This is a genomic window from Mitsuaria sp. MSU3D, from assembly GCF_056867975.1.
In genome coordinates this window covers 3,714,555-3,733,312 of sequence record NZ_CP200314.1, presented here as the reverse complement: position 1 = coordinate 3,733,312, position 18,758 = coordinate 3,714,555, and the positions used below count along the sequence as shown (strand labels likewise).

Below are 18,758 nucleotides of genomic sequence, written 5' to 3'. Positions count from 1 at the left end.
CATTCCGAACCCGTCCCGACTTCCGACTCCCGACGCCAGATTCCGTCCCGCCCCCCACGGCCCCCGACCTGGTCCCACCTTTCCGGATTCCGCATGACCGACTTCCTGTTCAACGGCTACTACGGCTACCGCAACACCGGCGACGACGTGTTCTGCGTCGTGGCGGACTGGGGCAGCCGCAAGTACTGGGGCGCCCGCGACCTGGCCTTCGTCGCCACCGAGCTGCCGGTGTTGAGCCAGCCCGCGCAGGCCATCATCCCGATCGAGCGCCGCTACCCCGGCCAGCAGACGCTGTCGCGCACGCTGTCGGGCCTGAGCGCGCGGCACATGGTGTATTTCGGCGGCTCGACGCTGCACTCGCCGCAGGAGCTGTGGGTGAACCTGCTGCGCCAGTCGCTGGTGCAGAAGGTCGGCCGCAAGTCGATCGCGGCGGCCGGCGTGTCGGTCGGCCCGTTCAAGTCCACGGACGGTGAACGCGAGATCCGCAAGCTGATCGGCGAGATGAGCTACATCGCGGTGCGCGATCGCGCGTCGTTCGAGATCGTGAAGGCGATGAACGTCGACACGCCGGTGATCCAGGCCTTCGATCCGGCGCTGCTGATGCTGGACGTGATGGCGGACTCGCCGGCGCCGGTGCTGCCGGCGCGGGCGACGGGACGGCCGGTGATCGGCGTGAGCGTGTGCAACGTGGAGCGCTACTACGGCAAGGGCAACCTGGAGAACGAGCAGCGCCGCGTGGCCTCGGTGAAGGCGACGGTGAAGGCGCTGGCGGAGGAGGGCTTCGCGCTGCGCTTCTTCGTGTTCAACGGGCATGCGGCGTCGGGCGACGACGCGGTGACCGACGAGGTGATCGCCTCGCTGGACGGTTATCCGCATGTGGAGCGGCTGCCGTACGACGACGATCCCAAGCGGGTCTACGCCGAGCTGCAGCGCTGCGACGCGATCTTCGGCGTGCGGCTGCATGCGTGCATCCTGGCCTACACGGCGGGCGTGCCCTTCATCCTGGTCGAGTACCACCGCAAGTGCGGCGACTTCCTCGACGAGATCGGCTACCGGCCCGAGGGTCGCGTGGGCGATGCGACCGCCGATCCGGTCGAGGCCGCGCGCCGCATCGCGAAGCTGGCCGTCGGCGGCCGCGCCGCGCCGCCGTGGACGCGTTCGATCCAGGACTCGTGCGAGATGGCGCGCCTGAACTTCACGGCCGCGCCGTACAGCGAGGGGCGCCGCTGATGTCCGTGCCGTCTTCCTCCTTCGCTCCTTCCGGCGGCGTCGACGCGGTGCCGCGGATCTCCGTCGTCATCCCGCTCTACAACAAGGAAGGGCAGATCGCCCGCGCGCTGGATTCGGTCTTCGCGCAGAGCTTCCAGGACTTCGAGATCGTCGTCATCGACGACGGCTCCAAGGACCGCGGCGCCGACGTGGTCGCGGCGATCGCCGATCCGCGCGTGCGGCTCCATCGGCAGGCCAATGCCGGCGTGTCGGTGGCGCGCAATCGCGCCGTCGAGCTCGCGCGGGCGGACGTGATCGCCTTCCTCGACGGCGACGATGCCTGGTACCCCGATCACCTCGAACGCCTGTGGCAACTGCGCGCGGACTACCCGGGCACCGTCGCGTGGGCGATGAACTACCACGTGGTGGACCTGGCCGGCAGGCTGACGCCCGGCGTGTCGGTCGTGACCGAGCCGCGGCTGGTGCTGACGCCGGAGAACTACTTCCGCATCGCGCGGCATGGCACGCCGGTCTTCTCGTCCGCGGTGGCGGTGGACAAGGCGGCGCTGCAGCGCGTCGGCGGATTCCCCGCCGGCGTGCGGCTGGGCGAGGACCTGGACACGTGGATCCGGCTGCTGTTCTCGGGACCGATCGCCTTCGACGCGCGGCCCGGCGCGTACTACCACGCGGACGGCGACGACCGCGCGCTGGTGCGCAACCCGCCGCCGCCGCGTTACGTGTTCTTCGACACCGACGAGGCCTGGATGCGCGCGCATCCCGAGGCCACGCAGGTGGCGCAGGACATCGAGGCCTTCCACGATTTCTTCCGGCTGGCGCATGCGCATCACCAGATCAAGTGGGGCGACAAGGCCGCGGGGCGCGCAGTGCTCAAGGACTGCCGCTCGCGCGCCTTCGCGGCGGAACGCGACCGCCTGAAGCGCCTGAGCCTGCTGCCGCAGCCGCTGTACCGCGCGCTGGGACGGGTGCAGGCGACGCTGCGGCGGCGCGCCGAGGCGCCGTCGGCGTCGCCCTCGTCGCCCTCGTCGACCACGCAGGCGTCGCGGGGCTGACGTGGGACAAGGCAAGCTCGGGGCCAACCTGGTCAGCAACGTCGCGTTCTTCGCGCTGAACATCGTCGTCTCGCTGTGGCTGGTCTCCTACCTGGTGCGCCAACTGGGCGTCGCCGCCTACGGCCTCGTGCCGCTGGCGGTGACCGTGGCGGGCTACTTCAACGTCATCACCGCGGGCTTGAATGCCGCGGTGGGGCGGCATCTGACGGTGGCGATGAGCAGCGGCGACCAGGCGCGCGCCAACGGCATCTTCAACTCCTCGCTGTGGGCGTCCGCGCTGGTCGGCCTGCTGATGTGCGTGCTGGGCCTGCCGCTGCTGACCCAGATCGCGCACTGGATCGACGTGCCGGCCGGCTGGGAGCGCGACGCGGGCTGGCTGTTCTTCCTCACGGTGGGCGGACTGGCGGTGACGACGCTGGGCACGCCCTTCCAGTCGGTGGTCTACAGCCGCAACCGCTTCGACCTGCAGAACCTGGGCAACATCCTCGGCCTGGTGGCGCGCGTCGTCGTCGTGCTGGTGCTGTTCCAGCTCACGATGCCCAAGCTCTGGCACGTCGGCGCGAGCGTGCTGTGCGCGGCGCTGGCCACGATCGGCGTGGTGATCGTGGCGTCGCGCCGGCTCGCCCCCGCGCTGCGACCGCGTCTGGACGGCTTCTCATGGCCGGTGGTGAAGGAACTCGGCGGCACCGGCGGCTGGGTCTTCATCAGCCAGATCGGCACGCTGCTGCTGATCAACATCGACCTGCTGGTGGCCAACAAGGTTGTCGGCGCGGCGGCGGGCGGGCAGTACGCGCTGGTGCTGCAGTGGTCGATGCTGCTGCGCAATTTCGCGCTGGTGGTGTCGGGGGTGTTCGGTCCGACCATCCTCACGCTGCACGCGCAAGGCAAGCTCGACGAGATGATCGACTACGCGCGCGCCTCGGTCCGCAACCTCGGGCTGGTGATGGCGATCCCGATCGGCATCGTCTGCGGCTTCTCGGAGTCGATCCTGCATGTCTGGCTCGGTCCCACGTTCGCGCCGCTGTGGCTGGTGATGGTGCTCGCGACCGGGCATCTGGCGCTCAACCTCGCCTACCTGCCGCTGCACAACGTCAGCTTGGCCACCAACCACGTGAAGGTGCCCGGCGTCCTGCAGGTCGTGGCCGGCGTGGTGAACCTGGTGCTGGCGATCGCGATGGCCAGGGCCTGGGGCCTTTACGGCATCGCCATCGCGGGCGGCCTGGTGCTGCTGCTGCGCAACCTGATCTTCACGCCGCTGTACGCCGCGCACATCCTGCAGCGGCCCTGGTGGACCTTCGCCCGCGAGGCGCTGCCCATCCTGATGATGGCGATGCTGGTCTTCCTGGCCTCGCTGGCGGTGTCGCGACTGGCGGTGCCGGCATCCTGGCCCGCGCTCGCGCTGGCCACCTGCAGCGTGGGCGCCGGCGCGGCGCTGCTGCTGTGGACGGCGTTCCTGCGGCGCGAGGATCGCGACGCGGTGCTGGGCAAGCTGCGGCGCAAGCTGAAACGCGCGGGCTGAGGCCGCGCGCTTGAGACGGTATTCAGGGGCGCGCGCACATTGCGACGGCGCACCGGCGGGACCAGCATCCTCCACGGGAGCAGCAGGTGCCGCCACGATGGACGGACAACGGAGAAACACGGCATGGGAAGGCTCTCGAGGATGGTGCGGCGCCTGCTGGGACGACCCGCGCCGACGGTGACGTTCAAGTCGCGCGGCGACGGTTGCGGCATCGCCGGCCGCAACGATTTCGTATTCCCGGAACGGATCTCGCTCGGCCACCACGTCCACATCGAGGGCGGTGGCTATTTCAACGGGCAGGGCGGGCTGACGATCGGCGACCACGTCATCTTCGCGCCCGGTGTCGCGGTGATGACCTCGATGCATCGCTACAAGGACGCGACGATGGTCCCGTACGACGAGGTCGACCTGTTGCGTCCGGTCACCATCGAGCGCTTCGTCTGGGTCGGCATGCGGGCGATGATCCTGCCCGGCGTGACGTTGCGCGAGGGGACCATCGTGGGCGCCGGCGCGGTGGTCACGAAGTCCCATCCGCCGGGCGCGATCCTCGGCGGGAATCCCGCGGTGCAGATCGGCACGCGCGACATGGCGGCCTTCCAGGCGATGGTCGACGGCGGCCGGCACTACCTGAAGCTCAAGCAGGAGCAGGGCCTGCGCAAGCGCGAGGTCCTGGATCCGCGTTAGGCAGTTCAAGGACGTTCAAGGCAGTACGACGATGACGACGGCGCGGCTCTCCTCTCCCGACGCGGCGCGATCCGACTGGGTCGACATCGCCAAGGGCTTCGGCATCCTGCTGGTGGTGTATGGCCACGTCGCGCGCGGGCTGGTCAACGGCGGCGTGGCGATGGATCCGTGGTGGTTCACGACGCTGGACTCGGCGATCTACAGCTTCCACATGCCGCTGTTCTTCCTGCTGTCGGGCTGGTTCTTCGTCGGCTCGCTGACGCGGCGCGGCCCGCGCGACTACCTCGCCGGCCGCGTGGCCACCGTCCTCTATCCCTACGTGCTGTGGTCGCTGCTGCAAGGCGGCATCGAGTTGCTGATGTCGCGCTGGACCAGCAAGCCCGTCTCGCTGGCCGAGGTGCTCGCGCTGGGCTGGACGCCGCGGGCGCAGTTCTGGTTCCTCTACGCGCTGTTCCTGATGAGCCTGCTCGGCGTCGCGATGTGCTGGCGCCGCCCGAAGGCCGGCGTCGCCGCGTTGACGCTCACGGGCGCGGCGCTGATGGCCCTGCAGCAGCGCGACTGGCCGATGCCGGCGGCGCTGGTGTCCAGCCACCTGCTGTACTTCGCCGCCGGCGCGTGGCTCGGCGCACGCGGGCTCGGCACGGCGACCGCCTCGCGGCTCGCGCTGGCGGGCGTGCTCGCGGGCGGAGTCGCCCTCATCGCGTTGCAGGCCGCGGGCATCGGCGAAGCCAAGCTGCTGCGGCTCGCCGCCGCGACGCTGGGGCTGTCGCTCGTGTGCGTGCTGGCCATCGCGCTGGCCACCGGCGGCCACGGGCAGCGGATGGCGGCCCTGGGGCGGGCGTCGATGGCCATCTTCCTGGCCCACATCCTCGTGGCCAGCGGTGTCCGCATCGTGTTGACCAAGGTGTTCGGCATCACCAGTCCCTGGCCGCACCTGATCGTCGGCGTTGCCGCAGGCACGCTGCTGCCCTGGTGGTTCTGGCGCGCCGCCCAGGGGCGTGCCGCGATGGTGCTGTTCGAATTGCCCGCCGTCTGGCGCCGGCGCCTGGCCGGTTCCGCGCCACGCCGCCATGACGCGCCTGTGACCGCCGCCGCCCACGGCGAGCGCTGAAGGCGCGCCGCCGAGCCGTCCTTCGGGGACAACGCCGCCATGACGCCGCGTTGGTGCGGCGTTAACCTCTTTGGTGCGTATGGCGTGCAGCCGGCACCAGGCCGGGGCAAATCCAAGCTCCCGCGGCAACAACGTGGAGCGCCGACGTCCTTGCCGGGCTCGCGGGCTCCCGGTCGCGTGTGATCGCCACCGGGACTGCCATGAGCACCTCGTCCATCCCTGCGACTGCGTCCGACGACGTGCGTCTGTCCGTCGTCATCCCGCTCTACAACAAGGAAGGGCAGATCGTCCGCGCGCTCGACTCGGTCTGCGCGCAGACGGTTCGTGACTTCGAGGTGGTCGTCGTCGACGACGGTTCCACCGACGGCGGCGCCGCGCTGGTCCAGGCGTACGGCGATGCACGCGTGCGTCTCCTCCGGCAGCCCAACGGCGGCGTGTCCTCCGCCCGCAACCTCGGCGTCGAGGCGGCGCGATGCCCGGTGGTGGCCTTCCTGGACGCCGACGACACCTGGTACCCCGACCACCTCGAGCGGCTCTGGCGCCTGCGCCTCGAGTACCCGCAGGCCGTCGGCTGGGCCACGAACTACGAGGTCGCCTCCCCCGACGGCCGCCGCACGCCCGGCGTGAGCTCCGAGACCGCGCCGCGCGTCGTGCTGACGCCGGCGAACTACTACCGCATCGCGCTGCAGGGCTCGCCGGTGTGCTCGTCGGCGGTGATGGTGGACAAGGCCGCCCTGGCGAACGTCGGCGGCTTCCCGGTCGGCGTGCGGCTGGGCGAAGACCTCGACACCTGGATCCGCCTGATGTTCACCGGGCCCATCGTCTTCGACCCGAAGCCCGGCGCCTGCTACCACGCCGACGGCGACGACCGGGCGCTCAACCGCCATGCGCCGCCGGCCCGCTACCGGTTCTTCGAGACCGGCGAGGCCTGGCGCCGTGCCCATCCGGAGGCGGTCCAGGTCGGCGCGGACATGGAAGAGTTCCACAACTTCTTCCGCATCTCCCATGCGCACCACCAGATCAAGTATGGCGACAAGTTCGCGGGTCGCTCGGTGCTCAAGGGCGTCCAGACGCAGGTCTTCGCCGACGAGCGCCGCCGCCTGCTGCGCATGAGCCTGATGCCGCAGGCGCTCTACCAGGGGCTGACCCGCCTCAAGCGCGCGCTGCGCCCGCCGCCCGGCGCGGCGGCAACGGATTCCGCCTTCGATTCGACGCTCGATTCCACCCTGGGCGCGACTCCGGCCGCCGCGGCAGGCACGGCGGCCGCTTCCGGGAAGCCGGCCACCCGCGTTTACCCCTGACTGAGCGGGGCCGGAGACGCGGCGGCGTCATCCGGCTGGGTGAGAATCGGCGCCTTCGCGTTACGTCTCATCCCCGGGGAGCAGGTTTGAAAGTTCTCGTCACCGGCGCCGCCGGCTTCATCGGCATGCACGTGAGCCAGATCCTGCTGGCCCGCGGCGACCAGGTCGTCGGCCTGGACAACCTCAACGACTACTACGACCCGACGCTCAAGCACGCCCGCCTGGCGCGGCTGAGCGGGAAGCCGGGCTTCGAGTTCGTGCAGATGGACGTCGCCGACCGCGCGGGCATCGCCGAGCTGTTCGCCAAGCACGGCTTCGATCGCGTCGTGCACCTGGCCGCGCAGGCCGGCGTGCGCTACTCGCTGGTGAACCCGCATGCCTACATCGAGTCCAACATCGTCGGCTTCACCAACATCCTCGAGGGCTGCCGCCATTCGGGCGTGAAGCACCTGGCCTACGCGTCCAGCTCCAGCGTCTACGGCGGCAACACGCACATGCCCTTCAGCGAGCATCACGGCGTGGACCACCCGGTCAGCCTGTACGCCGCGACCAAGAAGGCCAACGAGCTGATGGCCCACACCTACAGCCACCTGTTCAACCTGCCGACGACGGGGCTGCGCTTCTTCACCGTGTACGGGCCCTGGGGCCGGCCGGACATGGCGCTGTTCCTGTTCACGAAGGCGATCCTCGCGGGCGAGCCGATCAAGGTGTTCAACCACGGGAAGATGATCCGCGACTTCACCTACATCGACGACATCGCCGAAGGCGTGGTGCGCGTGCTCGACCGCACCGCGACGGCCGACCCGGCCTACGACCCGGTGCAGGCGGATCCGGCGCGCTCCAACGCGCCGTACCGCGTCTTCAACATCGGCAACCACGACCCGATCCCGCTGATGGACTTCATCGGCGCGATCGAGCAGGCCGTGGGCCGCGAGGCGGTCAAGGAGTTCCTGCCGCTGCAGGACGGCGACGTGCCGGCCACGCATGCGGACGTCGAGGAACTGGCCGCGTGGACGGGCTTCCGTCCCGCGATGCCGGTGCCCGAGGGCATCCGCCGCTTCGTCGCGTGGTACCGCGACTACTACCAGGTCTGACCGGCCGCCACCACCGACCGCCACTGCTTCCAGCTGGAGAGAACGAATGAAAGTGACGACCATCGGCACCGGCTACGTGGGTCTCGTGACCGGCGCGTGCCTGGCCGAAATGGGCAACCACGTGGTGTGCCTCGACGTGAACCCCGACAAGATCCAGGTCCTCAACGACGGGGGCATCCCCATCCACGAGCCAGGCCTGGACGCGGTCGTGGCGCGCAACCGCGCCGCGGGCCGGCTGCAGTTCACCACCGACGTCGACGCCGCCGTCGCGCACGGCACGCTGCTGTTCATCGCCGTGGGCACGCCTCCGGGCGAGGACGGCTCGGCCGACTTGCAGTACGTGCTGGCCGCCGCGCGCTCGATCGGCGAGCGCATGACCGACTACAAGGTCATCGTCGACAAGAGCACCGTGCCGGTCGGCACCGCGGACAAGGTCCGCGCCGCCGTCGCCGAGGCCCTGGCCCGGCGCGGCGTCGACGTGAACTTCTCGGTGGTCTCCAACCCGGAGTTCCTGAAGGAAGGCGCGGCGCTGGAAGACTTCATGAAGCCGGACCGCATCGTCGTCGGCTCCGACGACGAGCAGGCCACGCTGATGATGCGCGCGCTGTACGCGCCGTTCACCCGCAGCCACGACCGGCTGATGGTGATGGACGTCAGGAGCGCCGAGTTCACCAAGTACGCCGCCAACGCGATGCTGGCCACGCGCATCAGCTTCATGAACGAGCTGGCGCTGCTGGCCGAGAAGGTCGGCGCCGACATCGAGCTGGTGCGCCGCGGCATCGGCTCCGATCCGCGCATCGGCTACCAGTTCCTGTACGCGGGCGCCGGCTACGGCGGCTCGTGTTTCCCCAAGGACGTGAAGGCGCTGGTGCGCACCGGCCGCGAACACGGCCAGGACCTGAAGGTGCTGAACGCCGTCGAGGAAGCCAACGACCGCCAGAAGCTGGTGCTCGTGGACAAGGTGGTGGAGCGCTTCGGCCCGGACCTGAGCGGCCGGCGCTTCGCGCTGTGGGGCCTGGCCTTCAAGCCCAACACCGACGACATGCGCGAGGCGCCGTCGCTGGTGGTGGTGGAGGAACTGGCGCGGCGCGGCGCGGCGGTCGCGGCCTACGACCCCGTCGCGATGGGCGAGGCCGCGAAGCTGCTGAGCCAGGTGCCCGGCGTCAGCTTCTGCGAGCGGGCCGAGCACGCGCTGAGCGACTCCGACGCGCTGATCGTGATCACCGAGTGGAAGGAGTTCCGCACGCCGGACTTCGACCGCATCAAGACAGCGCTGAAGCAGCCGGTGGTCTTCGACGGCCGCAACCTGTACGAGCCGGCGACGATGGCGATGCTCGGCATCGAGCATCACGCGATCGGCCGCGGCACCGGGCCCAAGCCCGTCTGATCAGTCCTGCCGAAGCCCGGCTGACCGTCGCGCTGCCGACCGCCTGATCCAGCGCCGCGGCAGGCTGCATCAGCCCGCCGCGGCCAGTCCGGTCAACCGGCGCAGACGCTGCCGGCCGGTCCGCCGGTCTTGACCAGCGTCGGACGCAGCGTCGATTCGACGTTGTCCACGCCGCTGCGGGCCCAGGTGGTCACCTTGAAGCTGGCCACGTTGGGCCAGACCAGCGTGGTCGACTGCCCGTCGGTCAGGTAGCCGCTGTCGTAGACCACGGCACCGCTGACCTTGTCCGCGATGGTCATGCGGAACGAGGCCCCGCCGGTCGCGTCGACGTCCAGGCGGAAGGTCTCGCCGGTGGCCGGGACGGCCCAGGTGACCGGGTTCATCGCGCGGCCGGTGGCGTTGGCCTGCTCGATCTGCGTGATCGTCGCCGGGAACACCAGCGCCTGGCGCCAGGTGTCGAACTCGCCGCTGACCGTGCCCTTGGTGCGCCACCAGCCGCCGCGCATCGACAGCAGGTTCAGCGCCGTGCTGGTCACCGTCGAGCTGGTGTTGCCGTTGCCGTCCTTCCAGGCCGAGGCGCTTTCCACCGGGCGCATCGCCGCGCGCATCAGCTCCAGGTCGTTCGCGGTGGCGTTGCTCCAGCCGTTGCGGTGCAGCTTGAGGTCGGCACCGATCTCGACGTAGATGACGAAGGGCGTGCCGGTGTTGCGGTCCACCACGTAGGCGCCGTAGGCCTTCAGCGTTTCGGCCACCTTGCGCAGCTCGGGCGTCGCCAGGGCCTGTGCGTTGAAGCTGGCCGGCAGCATCATCAGCGTGCCCATCGGGATCTGGCCGCTGTTGGTCGTCGCGGCATTGCTGTCGGCGGACGTGGCCGGGAAGCGGTAGGTCGGCGCGGCGCTCAGGCCGGTGGCGTCCAGCGACATGGCCAGCGCGTGGCGGTACATCGTGTCGCCGTCGACGGCCTCGGCGGTGCGGATCAGGCCGCCGAGCGTCGACACGCCGGCCGCGCGCGCGCCCTGGTAGTAGTGCGAGGGATCGCCCATGCCGCGACCGGCCAGCGGGGTCCAGGCGTACTGCTTCGCGACCCAGGCGCCGTTGACCTGCTTGAGGCCCCAGAACGAATGGACGATGCCGGTGCTCGGGTCGACGATCTCGGCGTGGCCGTCGGTGCCGGTGGCCGGCGTGGTCGCGGCCGGCCAGTGGGCGATGGTGACGCTGGGGCGATAGACCTCGCTGTCCGGGTCCCAGACGCCTTGCGTGGTGGCGCCGGTGACGACCATCGGCGCGTCGCCGGCGGAGGCCTCGAAGGCGGCGCTCGACCAGGCGCCGGCGGCGACGGTCGGGGTGTACAGCGCGGTGGGAATCGTCGCCGTGCCGAGCACCGGCGAGACCGGACGGCTGTTCCACGGCGAGTCCGGGCTGAACGGGCGGGCGAAGCTGCCGAAGTTGCCGGCCGTGCAGGCGGCCGCCGCGGCGGGGCGGGCGGTTGTGGCCAGCACCACGGACACGCCGGCGACGGCCTCGCTGGCCGCGGGGCTGACCGGCGTGCCGGCCGTGGCGGCGGGTACCGACGCCACGATGGGCGGCGTTTCCAGCGATTGGATGGCGACCGTGGCGCCACTGCCGCCGCCACCACCGCCGCAACCGGTCAGCAGCAGGCCGACCGCCAGGGCGCAGGCGCTCAGGCCGGTGGAAACTCGCAGGGAAGAAGAGATATTCGTCATGGTGATTGAATTACTGCTGATGCGCGTGAGCGCGTTGACGATTAATAGGCCTCGATCTCTTCTTCTTGCGCGCCGCGAATGACACGTCATTCGTCGGGCGGGATTCTTGTTACTGGATGTTGGCGACCCGGATATCTGGCTGCTGATTTCCTCCATGCCCGGGAGGTGTTGCAGCCATGAGTCAGTATGGGGAGAGGACGCGGCGGTTCTCCACCCGCTGGTCGGGTCGCGTGGCGTGATTCCGTGGAATATTCGGCGCCTCTCAGGACGTACCGTTTGAAACATCCGGGTCGAGGATTGACAACCCCACGAATGTCTCGGATCACGGGGTTATTGCGGTCCGTTACATACTCGGAGGTCGGGAGGGATATTCCGTTCGATATTCGAAATTGAAACCCGCAAAACGCACGGAAACGCGTCGGGAAAAACCGCCGGGACGTGTCGGCGAAACGCTGTCATCACGCCAGCGCGGGTCGGCGCGCCCGCCGATCGAGGGGGTGGACACGGGGCGGGCCCGCCGGGGGCGCGTGGGATACTGCCGCCTTCGTCTGAGGGAATCGAGATGGTCAAGATCAATGACATCGTGGTCGACAACGCCAAGCCGTTCGTGCTGTTCGGCGGGGTCAACGTGCTGGAGTCGGAGCAGTTCGCCGTCGACGTCTGCGGCGAGTACGTCCGCGTGACGAAGGAACTGGGCATCCCCTACGTGTTCAAGGCCTCGTTCGACAAGGCCAACCGCTCCTCGATCAAGAGCTATCGCGGTCCCGGCCTGGAAGCCGGCCTGAAGATCTTCGAGGCGGTCAAGAAGGCCCACGGCGTAGCCGTGCTGACGGACGTGCATGAGCCCCACCAGGCCGCCGAAGTGGCCGCCGTGTGCGAGGTGCTCCAGCTGCCGGCCTTCCTGGCGCGCCAGACCGATCTGGTGATCGCGCTGGCCAAGACCGGCCGGGTCATCAACATCAAGAAGCCGCAGTTCGTCAGCCCGCCGCAGATGAAGAACATCGTCGAGAAGTTCCAGGAGGGCGGCAACCCGAACGTGATGCTGTGCGATCGTGGCGCGCAGTTCGGCTACGACAACCTGGTCGTCGACATGCTGGGCTTCGGCGTGATGAAGCAGGTCAGCGGCGGCAAGCCGGTGATCTTCGACGTGACCCATGCGCTGCAGCAGCGCGAGTCCGGGGCCGCCGCGTCGGGCGGCCGCCGCGGCCAGGTGACGGAGCTGGCCCGCGCCGGCATGGCGATCGGCCTGGCGGGGCTGTTCCTGGAAGCGCATCCGGACCCGGAGAAGGCGCTCTGCGACGGTCCCAGCGCGCTGCGCCTGTCGCAGCTCAAGCCCTTCCTGGAACAGGTCAAGGCCGTTGACGACCTGGTCAAGGGTTTCCCGGCGCTCGACACGCAGTGAGTCGTGCCGCGGCGCAGGCCGCCCGTCAGGCCCGTCCTGGCGTGGGGGTGACGGGCTGCGCTTGCGCGGTCGCCGGCAGGCGGCCGTTGAACAGCAGCCGGGTCACGGCGAAAGGCCGCACCACCCAGCGGTGGAAGGCCAGGCTCAGCGCCAGCGTGCCGCAGGCGATGAGCGCGAACTTCAGTGTCGCGGGCCAGTCCAGCGGCAGCAGCAGCAGCGCCAGCGCCACCACCATCAGGTGGTGGACCAGGAAGATCGTGTAGCTCGCGTCGGCGAGCGCGCTGCTCAGACGCTCGCCCACACCGCCGTGCGGGCGTCCCCGCCACCGGGCGAGCAGGCCGATGACCGCCCCGGTGGCCAGCCAGATGCCGAGCAGTTCCACCGCCAGCGCCAACTCGCGCGCCAGCGCGTGGGGCAACGTGCCGCTGGCGGCGTCGCCCCAGTTGGCGGCGAAGGCCGCCACCGGCAGCAGCCACCACGGCGTGCGCAGCCAGCCGTCCAGCCATGTCGGGTGCTGTCGCATCGCCAGTCCGGCCAGGAACATCGGTGCATGGAAAGCCAGGTTGAACAGCGTCAGGCCGCCCGGACCTGGCGCATAGGCCAGGCCGCTCAGCCGGACGAGGACGAGCAGGGCGTGGCTCAGCAGGGCGCCGGCCAGTGCGACGGTCAGCCAATGGATCGGTGTCGCCGCGCCGCCGCTGAATCCGGCCAGACGCTGCGCCGGCTTCCGGGTGATCCGGGCCATCCATCGCGGAGCGATGCCCCGCGCGGCCGGTTGCGCGGCCGGTGTCGGCATGGCGCCGCGGATTGCCACGCACCCCAGTACCAGCAGGTTCATCACCAGCAGGTCGCGAACGAACCAGAGGTGGGACATCGGCGTCGATAACGACGCCAGCGCGGCCCAGGGATCGCCGCCGCGGTGCCAGGCCAGCAGGGCGGTCTGCGCGGCGTTGAGCAGGGCCCAGCAGGTCAGCAGCGGCACGCCCAGGCGCACCATCTGGCGCAGCACCAGGTCCGGTGCCGCATGGCGCGTCAGGCTGCCGGCGAAGAGCAGTCCCGACAGCAGGAAGAAGCCGGGAACCCGGAAACTGTGGATCAGCGCGACCAGCGCGTCGAAGGCGACGCCGCGGTGCGTGTCGGCGACCAGCCAGTCCCCGGCGCTGACGAAGACGTCCGCGGCATGCAAGGCGATGCCCAGCACCATCAGGGTGGCGCGGATCCTGTCGAAGTCGATGCCGGCCGAGCCGGCTGCCGCGGTTGTCGCGGTGGTGGACGGCCCGCCAACGGCGGAACCGGCCACCTCCCCGTGCGGGGCGATGGGAACGTGCATGGCTTACCTCCTCTGCACCAGCCGGCGCCTCTCCGTGCGCCTGAGCCCGCGACTGTACGAGGCGCGCACCGCTCACGTGCATCCACCTGTAAGCAGTTCTTTCAGAGCCCCCCGGAACGAGGGGGAGACTCAGCGGAGCAGGTCCTCGGCAAGCCGGGAGACGATGCGGGTGGCGGTGTGGCCGTCCCACAGTGGCGGGCGGCGCACTTCAACGTTGGGCTGGCCCTCACCCTCACCCTCTCCCGCAAGCGGGAGAGGGAGTTCCGCACTGCGCCTGCCACCCCCTCTCCCGCTTGCGGGAGAGGGCAGGGGTGAGGGCCTGCGGCCGTCGATGTCATCGAGCCGTTGCAGCGCCAAAGCCAGGATCCGCGCCGGATCGGTGCCGGCGATCTGGTTGGTGCCGAGGTCCACCGTCACCGGCCGCTCGGTGTTGTCGCGCAGCGTGAGGCAGGGGATGCCCAAGGCGGTGGTCTCTTCCTGGAGTCCGCCGCTGTCGGTGAGGACCAGCGCCGCGCGGCGCCACAGGGCCAGGAACGGGCGGTAGGGCAGGGGAGGCAGCAGGTGCAGCCCCGGCGCGGGCGTGAGGCCGATTGCCTCCAGGCGTGCGCGCGTGCGCGGATGCACCGGGAACAGCAGCGGCAGCCGGGCCGCCAGCGTGCCGAGCGCCTGCATCAGTGCGGCGAGCTGCGCCGGATCGTCCACGTTGGCCGGCCGGTGGAGCGTGACGACACCGAATCGGCCCAGGGTCGCATCGCTGGCGCCAGCGGCGGCGAGCGCCGCCTGCGCCGCTGCTTCGGCGGTCTGCGCGTCGGCATCGCCGGCATCGAGCCGTTGCAGCTGGAAGAGCAGGTTGTCGACCATGACGTGGCCGACCTCGACGATGCGGGCGTCCGGATGGCCTTCGCGGCGCAGGTGCGCGGCCGCGCTGGGTTCGGTCGTGAAGAGCCAGTCCGCGATCGCATCGGTCGCGCGGCGGTTGATCTCTTCGGGCATGGTCATGTCGCCGCTGCGCAGTCCGGCTTCGACGTGCGCCACCGGCACGCCGAGCTTGCGCGCCGTCAGCGCGCAGGCCAGCGTGGAATCGACATCGCCGACGACGATGCAGGCCGCGGGACGGTCCGCGATCACGTGCGGCTCATAGGCCTGCATGATCCGCGCGGTCAGCTGCGCATGACCGCCGCCATGGCAGTCCAGCGAGACGTCGGGCGGCGGCAGGCCGAGTTCGTCGAAGAACACGCCGCTCATCGCGGCGTCGTGGTGCTGCCCGGTGTGGATCAGTTTCCACGCGAGCCGGCCGTCGGCCCGCAGCGCTCGCACCAGCGGCGCGAGCTTCATGAAATTCGGTCGCGCGCCGGCGATCAGATGAATCAGCGGCGCGGCCATCGGCAGCTCAGTCGAAATATTTCGCGTCCGCGAGCAACGGCGCCTTGGCGTCCTTCTCGGCGAGCTTGAATTCGACGGGCAGCTTCGGCCAGTCGATGCCGATCGCCGGATCGTCCCAGCGCACCGAGCCCTCGGCCTGCGGGGCGTAGAGGTCGGTGGTCTTGTAGAGGAAGTCGGCCGTCTCGCTCAGCACCAGGAAGCCGTGCGCGAAGCCCGGCGGGATCCACAGCTGGCGGTGGTTCTCGCCGGTCAGCTCGACACCGACCCACTGGCCGAAGTTGGCGCTGGAGCGGCGCATGTCGACGGCGACGTCGAACACCGCGCCCGCCGTGCAACGCACCAGCTTGCCCTGCGCATGCGGCGGCAACTGGAAGTGCAGGCCGCGCAGCACGCCCTGGCTGGAGCGCGAATGGTTGTCCTGCACGAAGCGCACGTCATCGCCGGCGGCGGCGTTGAACTTCGGCTCGGTCCAGCTTTCCATGAAGAAGCCGCGCGCATCGCCGAAGACCTTCGGCTCGATGATCAGCACCTCGGGCAGCGCGGTCGGAATCACATTCATCAGAACACCTTCTCGTTGAGCACCTGCTTCAGGTATTGCCCGTAACCGTTCTTGAGCATCGGCTGCGCCAGCTTCTCAAGCTGCTCGGCCGTGATCCAGCCCTTGCGGAAGGCAATCTCCTCGGGGCAGGCGACCTTCAGGCCCTGGCGCTTCTCCAGCGTCGCGATGAACTGGCCGGCTTCCATCAGGCTGTCGTGCGTGCCGGTGTCCAGCCACGCGTAACCGCGGCCCATGATCTCGACACGCAGCTGCTGCTGCGCGAGGTAGCGCGCATTGACGTCGGTGATCTCGAGCTCGCCGCGCGGGCTGGGCTGGATGTCGGCGGCGATGTCGCAGACCTGGCGGTCGTAGAAGTACAGGCCGGTGACGGCGTAATGGCTCTTCGGCGCCTTGGGCTTTTCCTCGATGCTGACCGCGCGCTTGGCGGCGTCGAACTCGACCACGCCGTAGCGCTCCGGGTCGTGCACGTGGTACGCGAAGACGGTGGCGCCGTCGGTCTGCACGTCGGCGCTGTCCAGCAGGCCGGCGAAGTCGTGGCCGTAGAAGATGTTGTCGCCCAGCACCAGCGCGCTCGGGGCGCCGCCGATGAAGTCCTTGCCCAGGATGAAGGCCTGCGCCAGGCCGTCCGGGCTGGGCTGCACGCAGTACTGCAGGTTGATGCCCCAGCGCGCGCCGTCGCCCAGCAGGGCCTCGAAGCGCGGCAGGTCCTGCGGCGTGCTGATCAGCAGGATGTCGCGCATGCCCGCCAGCATCAGCGTGCTGAGCGGGTAGTAGACCATCGGCTTGTCGTAGACCGGCAGCAGCTGCTTGCTGATCGCCAGCGTCGCCGGATGCAGCCGGGTGCCGGAGCCGCCGGCCAGGATGATGCCCTTGCGGGTGTCGTTGCCCATCGTGCTGTCTCCTCTCACAGGATCTCGTCGAGCAGCCGGTCCACGCCGGTCTGCCAGTGCGGCAGCACCAGGCCGAAACGGTCCTGCAGCTTGTGGTTGTCCAGGCGCGAATTCAGCGGGCGCGGGGCCGGCGTCGGGTAGGCGCTGCTGGGCAGCGCCTCGACCTGCTCGGGCTGGACCTTCAGCGCCACGCCCTTGTCCCGCGCGCGCGTCAGCACGTGTTTCGCGTACTGGTGCCAGCTGGTCTCGCCGCTGGCGACCGCGTGGTAGGTGCCGCACAGGGCGCGGTCCTGCAGCGTCGCGCGGATCAGGTGCGCGGTGATATCGGCGAGCAGGTCCGCGCCGGTGGGCGCGCCGATCTGGTCGGCGACGACCTTCAACTGCTCGCGCTCGGCGGCGAGCCGCAGCATCGTCCTGGCGAAGTTGCCGCCGCGCGCCGCGTAGACCCAGCTGGTGCGCAGCACCAGCGCGTCCGCGCCGCTCGCGGCGATCAGTTGCTCGCCTTCGAGCTTGGTCTTGCCGTAGACGCTCAGCGGACCGGTGGGCGCGTCCTCGAAGCGCCAGTCGTCGCCGGCGCCGTCGAAGACGTAGTCGGTCGAGTAGTGCACCAGCAGCGCGCCGAGTGCCTTGGCCTCCTCGGCCAGCACGCCGGTGGCGAGCGCATTGATCTGGCGGGCGGCGTCGGGCTCGCTTTCGGCCTTGTCGACGGCCGTGTAGGCCGCGGCATTGACGATGACGTCCGGCGCGACGCGGCGCACCATGGCGCGCAGCGTGTCGCTGTCGCCGAGGTCGCCGCCTTCGCTGCGGTCCAGCGCGATCAGCTCACCGAGCGGGACGAGCGCGCGCTGGAGTTCCCAACCCAGCTGGCCGTTCTTTCCAAGCAGCAGGACTTTCATGTCAGCCCCTCGCGTGCCGGGTACGGCCCGCGATCCCCCGAGGGGATGCGAGTCGGCTTGGGGCGGCCCGGCGCTCGACTCGCGCGTTCATGGGGTGCTCCCGTACTGCTTGGACACCCACTCGCGGTACGCGCCCGAGAGCACGCGCGAGGACCATTCCTCATTCGCGAGGTACCACTGCACCGTCTTGCGGATGCCGGTCTCGAAGGTCTCGGCGGGGCGCCAGCCCAGGTCGCGTTCGATCTTGCGGGCGTCGATCGCGTAGCGGCGGTCGTGGCCGGGGCGGTCCTTGACGTAGGTGATGAGGCGGGCATATGGACCGGCCGGATCGGGGCGAAGCTCGTCGAGCAGCGCGCACACCGTCTTCACGATGTCGATGTTGGCCTGCTCGTTCCAGCCGCCGATGTTGTAGGTCTCGCCCAGCGTGCCGCCGGCCAGCACCGCGCGGATGCCCGAGCAGTGGTCGGTGACGTAGAGCCAGTCGCGGATCTGCTGGCCGTCGCCGTACACGGGCAGCGGTTTGCCGGCCAGCGCGTTGACGATCATCAGCGGGATCAGCTTCTCGGGGAAGTGGTACGGGCCGTAGTTGTTGCTGCAGTTGGTCGTGACCACCGGCAGGCCGTAGGTGTGGTGCCAGGCGCGGACCAGATGGTCGCTGGCCGCCTTGGAGGCTGAGTACGGGCTGTTGGGCTCGTAGGGGTTCGACTCGGCGAAGGGCGGGTCCTCGGCCTTCAGCGAGCCGTAGACCTCGTCGGTCGAGACGTGGTGGAAGCGGAAGGCCGCCTTGGCGTCGCCCTCGAGCGCTGACCAGAACGCGCGCGCCGCCTCGAGCAGCGTGAACGTGCCCTCGACGTTGGTGCGCATGAAGGCGCCGGGACCGTGGATGGAGCGGTCGACGTGCGACTCGGCGGCGAAGTGCACGATCGCGCGCGGCTGGTGCGTGGCGAGCAGCTGGTCGACGAGCGCGCGGTCGCAGATGTCGCCCTGGACGAAGACGTGTCGCGCGTCGTCCTTCAGCGAGGCCAGGTTCTCGAGGTTGCCCGCGTAGGTGAGGGCGTCGAGGTTGACCACCGGCTCGTCCGACGTCTTGAACCAGTCGAGCACGAAATTGCTGCCGATGAAGCCGGCGCCGCCGGTGACGAGGATCGTCATGGAACTTCCCTGAAATGTCTGTGATCCACGCGGATCGTCGGTGATGA

16 protein-coding genes are annotated in these 18,758 nt (G+C 69.9%); 9 read left to right on the top strand and 7 right to left on the bottom strand.

Annotated elements, in window-relative coordinates:
• Positions 1-93 precede the first annotated feature (93 nt).
• The 8 genes from AC1VNM_RS16335 to AC1VNM_RS16300 all read left to right on the top strand — a co-directional run bounded on the left by AC1VNM_RS16335 (position 94) and on the right by AC1VNM_RS16300 (position 9,375).
• Positions 94-1,230, top strand: a complete 1,137-nt coding sequence (locus AC1VNM_RS16335; RefSeq protein WP_483107598.1) for a polysaccharide pyruvyl transferase family protein — start codon at positions 94-96, stop codon at positions 1,228-1,230.
• A complete protein-coding gene (locus AC1VNM_RS16330; protein ID WP_377160906.1) occupies positions 1,230-2,279 on the top strand; it encodes a glycosyltransferase family 2 protein in 1,050 nt (349 codons plus the stop codon). Before AC1VNM_RS16335 ends, AC1VNM_RS16330 begins: the two co-directional genes overlap by 1 nt.
• Before the next feature lies 1 nt (position 2,280).
• On the top strand, positions 2,281-3,798 hold the full coding sequence (locus tag AC1VNM_RS16325) for a lipopolysaccharide biosynthesis protein (RefSeq protein ID WP_483107597.1): 1,518 nt from the start codon (positions 2,281-2,283) through the stop codon (positions 3,796-3,798).
• A 123-nt stretch (positions 3,799-3,921) separates the two neighbouring features.
• A complete protein-coding gene (locus AC1VNM_RS16320) occupies positions 3,922-4,482 on the top strand; it encodes an acyltransferase (protein ID WP_377160910.1) in 561 nt (186 codons plus the stop codon).
• A gap of 31 nt (positions 4,483-4,513) precedes the next feature.
• Entirely contained in the window at positions 4,514-5,593 is a 1,080-nt protein-coding gene (locus tag AC1VNM_RS16315; protein ID WP_483107596.1) for an acyltransferase family protein, read from the top strand.
• A gap of 200 nt (positions 5,594-5,793) precedes the next feature.
• Positions 5,794-6,894 carry a glycosyltransferase family 2 protein gene (locus AC1VNM_RS16310; RefSeq protein WP_483107595.1) on the top strand — a complete coding sequence of 367 codons (1,101 nt, stop codon included), beginning with the start codon at positions 5,794-5,796 and terminating at the stop codon, positions 6,892-6,894.
• Between the two features lie 86 nt (positions 6,895-6,980).
• Positions 6,981-7,988 (top strand): NAD-dependent epimerase, encoded by a 1,008-nt coding sequence (locus AC1VNM_RS16305; protein WP_377160916.1) that lies wholly within the window; start codon positions 6,981-6,983, stop codon positions 7,986-7,988.
• Between the two features lie 46 nt (positions 7,989-8,034).
• Entirely contained in the window at positions 8,035-9,375 is a 1,341-nt protein-coding gene (locus tag AC1VNM_RS16300; RefSeq protein WP_377160918.1) for a UDP-glucose dehydrogenase family protein, read from the top strand.
• 92 nt (positions 9,376-9,467) lie between these two features.
• Here AC1VNM_RS16300 and AC1VNM_RS16295 read toward each other — a convergent pair whose 3' ends face one another.
• The gene (locus AC1VNM_RS16295) at positions 9,468-11,099 is read right to left on the bottom strand and encodes an Atrophin-1 multi-domain protein (RefSeq protein ID WP_483107594.1); all 1,632 of its coding nucleotides are present in this window, start codon (positions 11,097-11,099) and stop codon (positions 9,468-9,470) included.
• 562 nt (positions 11,100-11,661) lie between these two features.
• On the opposite strand from AC1VNM_RS16295, the gene kdsA reads away from it, so the two are divergent.
• Positions 11,662-12,501 carry a 3-deoxy-8-phosphooctulonate synthase gene (gene kdsA, locus AC1VNM_RS16290; protein ID WP_377160922.1) on the top strand — a complete coding sequence of 280 codons (840 nt, stop codon included), beginning with the start codon at positions 11,662-11,664 and terminating at the stop codon, positions 12,499-12,501.
• A 25-nt stretch (positions 12,502-12,526) separates the two neighbouring features.
• On the opposite strand, the gene AC1VNM_RS16285 is transcribed toward kdsA, so the two are convergent.
• The 6 genes from AC1VNM_RS16285 to rfbB all read right to left on the bottom strand — a co-directional run bounded on the left by AC1VNM_RS16285 (position 12,527) and on the right by rfbB (position 18,711).
• Complete coding sequence (locus AC1VNM_RS16285) at positions 12,527-13,831, bottom strand: acyltransferase family protein (protein ID WP_483107593.1); 1,305 nt, start codon at positions 13,829-13,831, stop codon at positions 12,527-12,529.
• A 129-nt stretch (positions 13,832-13,960) separates the two neighbouring features.
• Entirely contained in the window at positions 13,961-15,214 is a 1,254-nt protein-coding gene (wecB, locus tag AC1VNM_RS16280; RefSeq protein ID WP_483107592.1) for a non-hydrolyzing UDP-N-acetylglucosamine 2-epimerase, read from the bottom strand.
• Positions 15,215-15,221: 7 nt separating this feature from the next.
• The gene (gene rfbC / locus AC1VNM_RS16275) at positions 15,222-15,773 is read right to left on the bottom strand and encodes a dTDP-4-dehydrorhamnose 3,5-epimerase (protein WP_377160928.1); all 552 of its coding nucleotides are present in this window, start codon (positions 15,771-15,773) and stop codon (positions 15,222-15,224) included.
• Positions 15,773-16,663 (bottom strand): glucose-1-phosphate thymidylyltransferase RfbA, encoded by an 891-nt coding sequence (gene rfbA, locus AC1VNM_RS16270; protein WP_377160930.1) that lies wholly within the window; start codon positions 16,661-16,663, stop codon positions 15,773-15,775. The genes rfbC and rfbA overlap by 1 nt, the downstream gene beginning before the upstream one ends.
• Before the next feature lie 14 nt (positions 16,664-16,677).
• The gene (rfbD, locus tag AC1VNM_RS16265) at positions 16,678-17,559 is read right to left on the bottom strand and encodes a dTDP-4-dehydrorhamnose reductase (RefSeq protein ID WP_483107591.1); all 882 of its coding nucleotides are present in this window, start codon (positions 17,557-17,559) and stop codon (positions 16,678-16,680) included.
• Positions 17,560-17,646: 87 nt separating this feature from the next.
• The gene (gene rfbB, locus AC1VNM_RS16260) at positions 17,647-18,711 is read right to left on the bottom strand and encodes a dTDP-glucose 4,6-dehydratase (RefSeq protein ID WP_483107590.1); all 1,065 of its coding nucleotides are present in this window, start codon (positions 18,709-18,711) and stop codon (positions 17,647-17,649) included.
• Positions 18,712-18,758 lie beyond the last annotated feature (47 nt).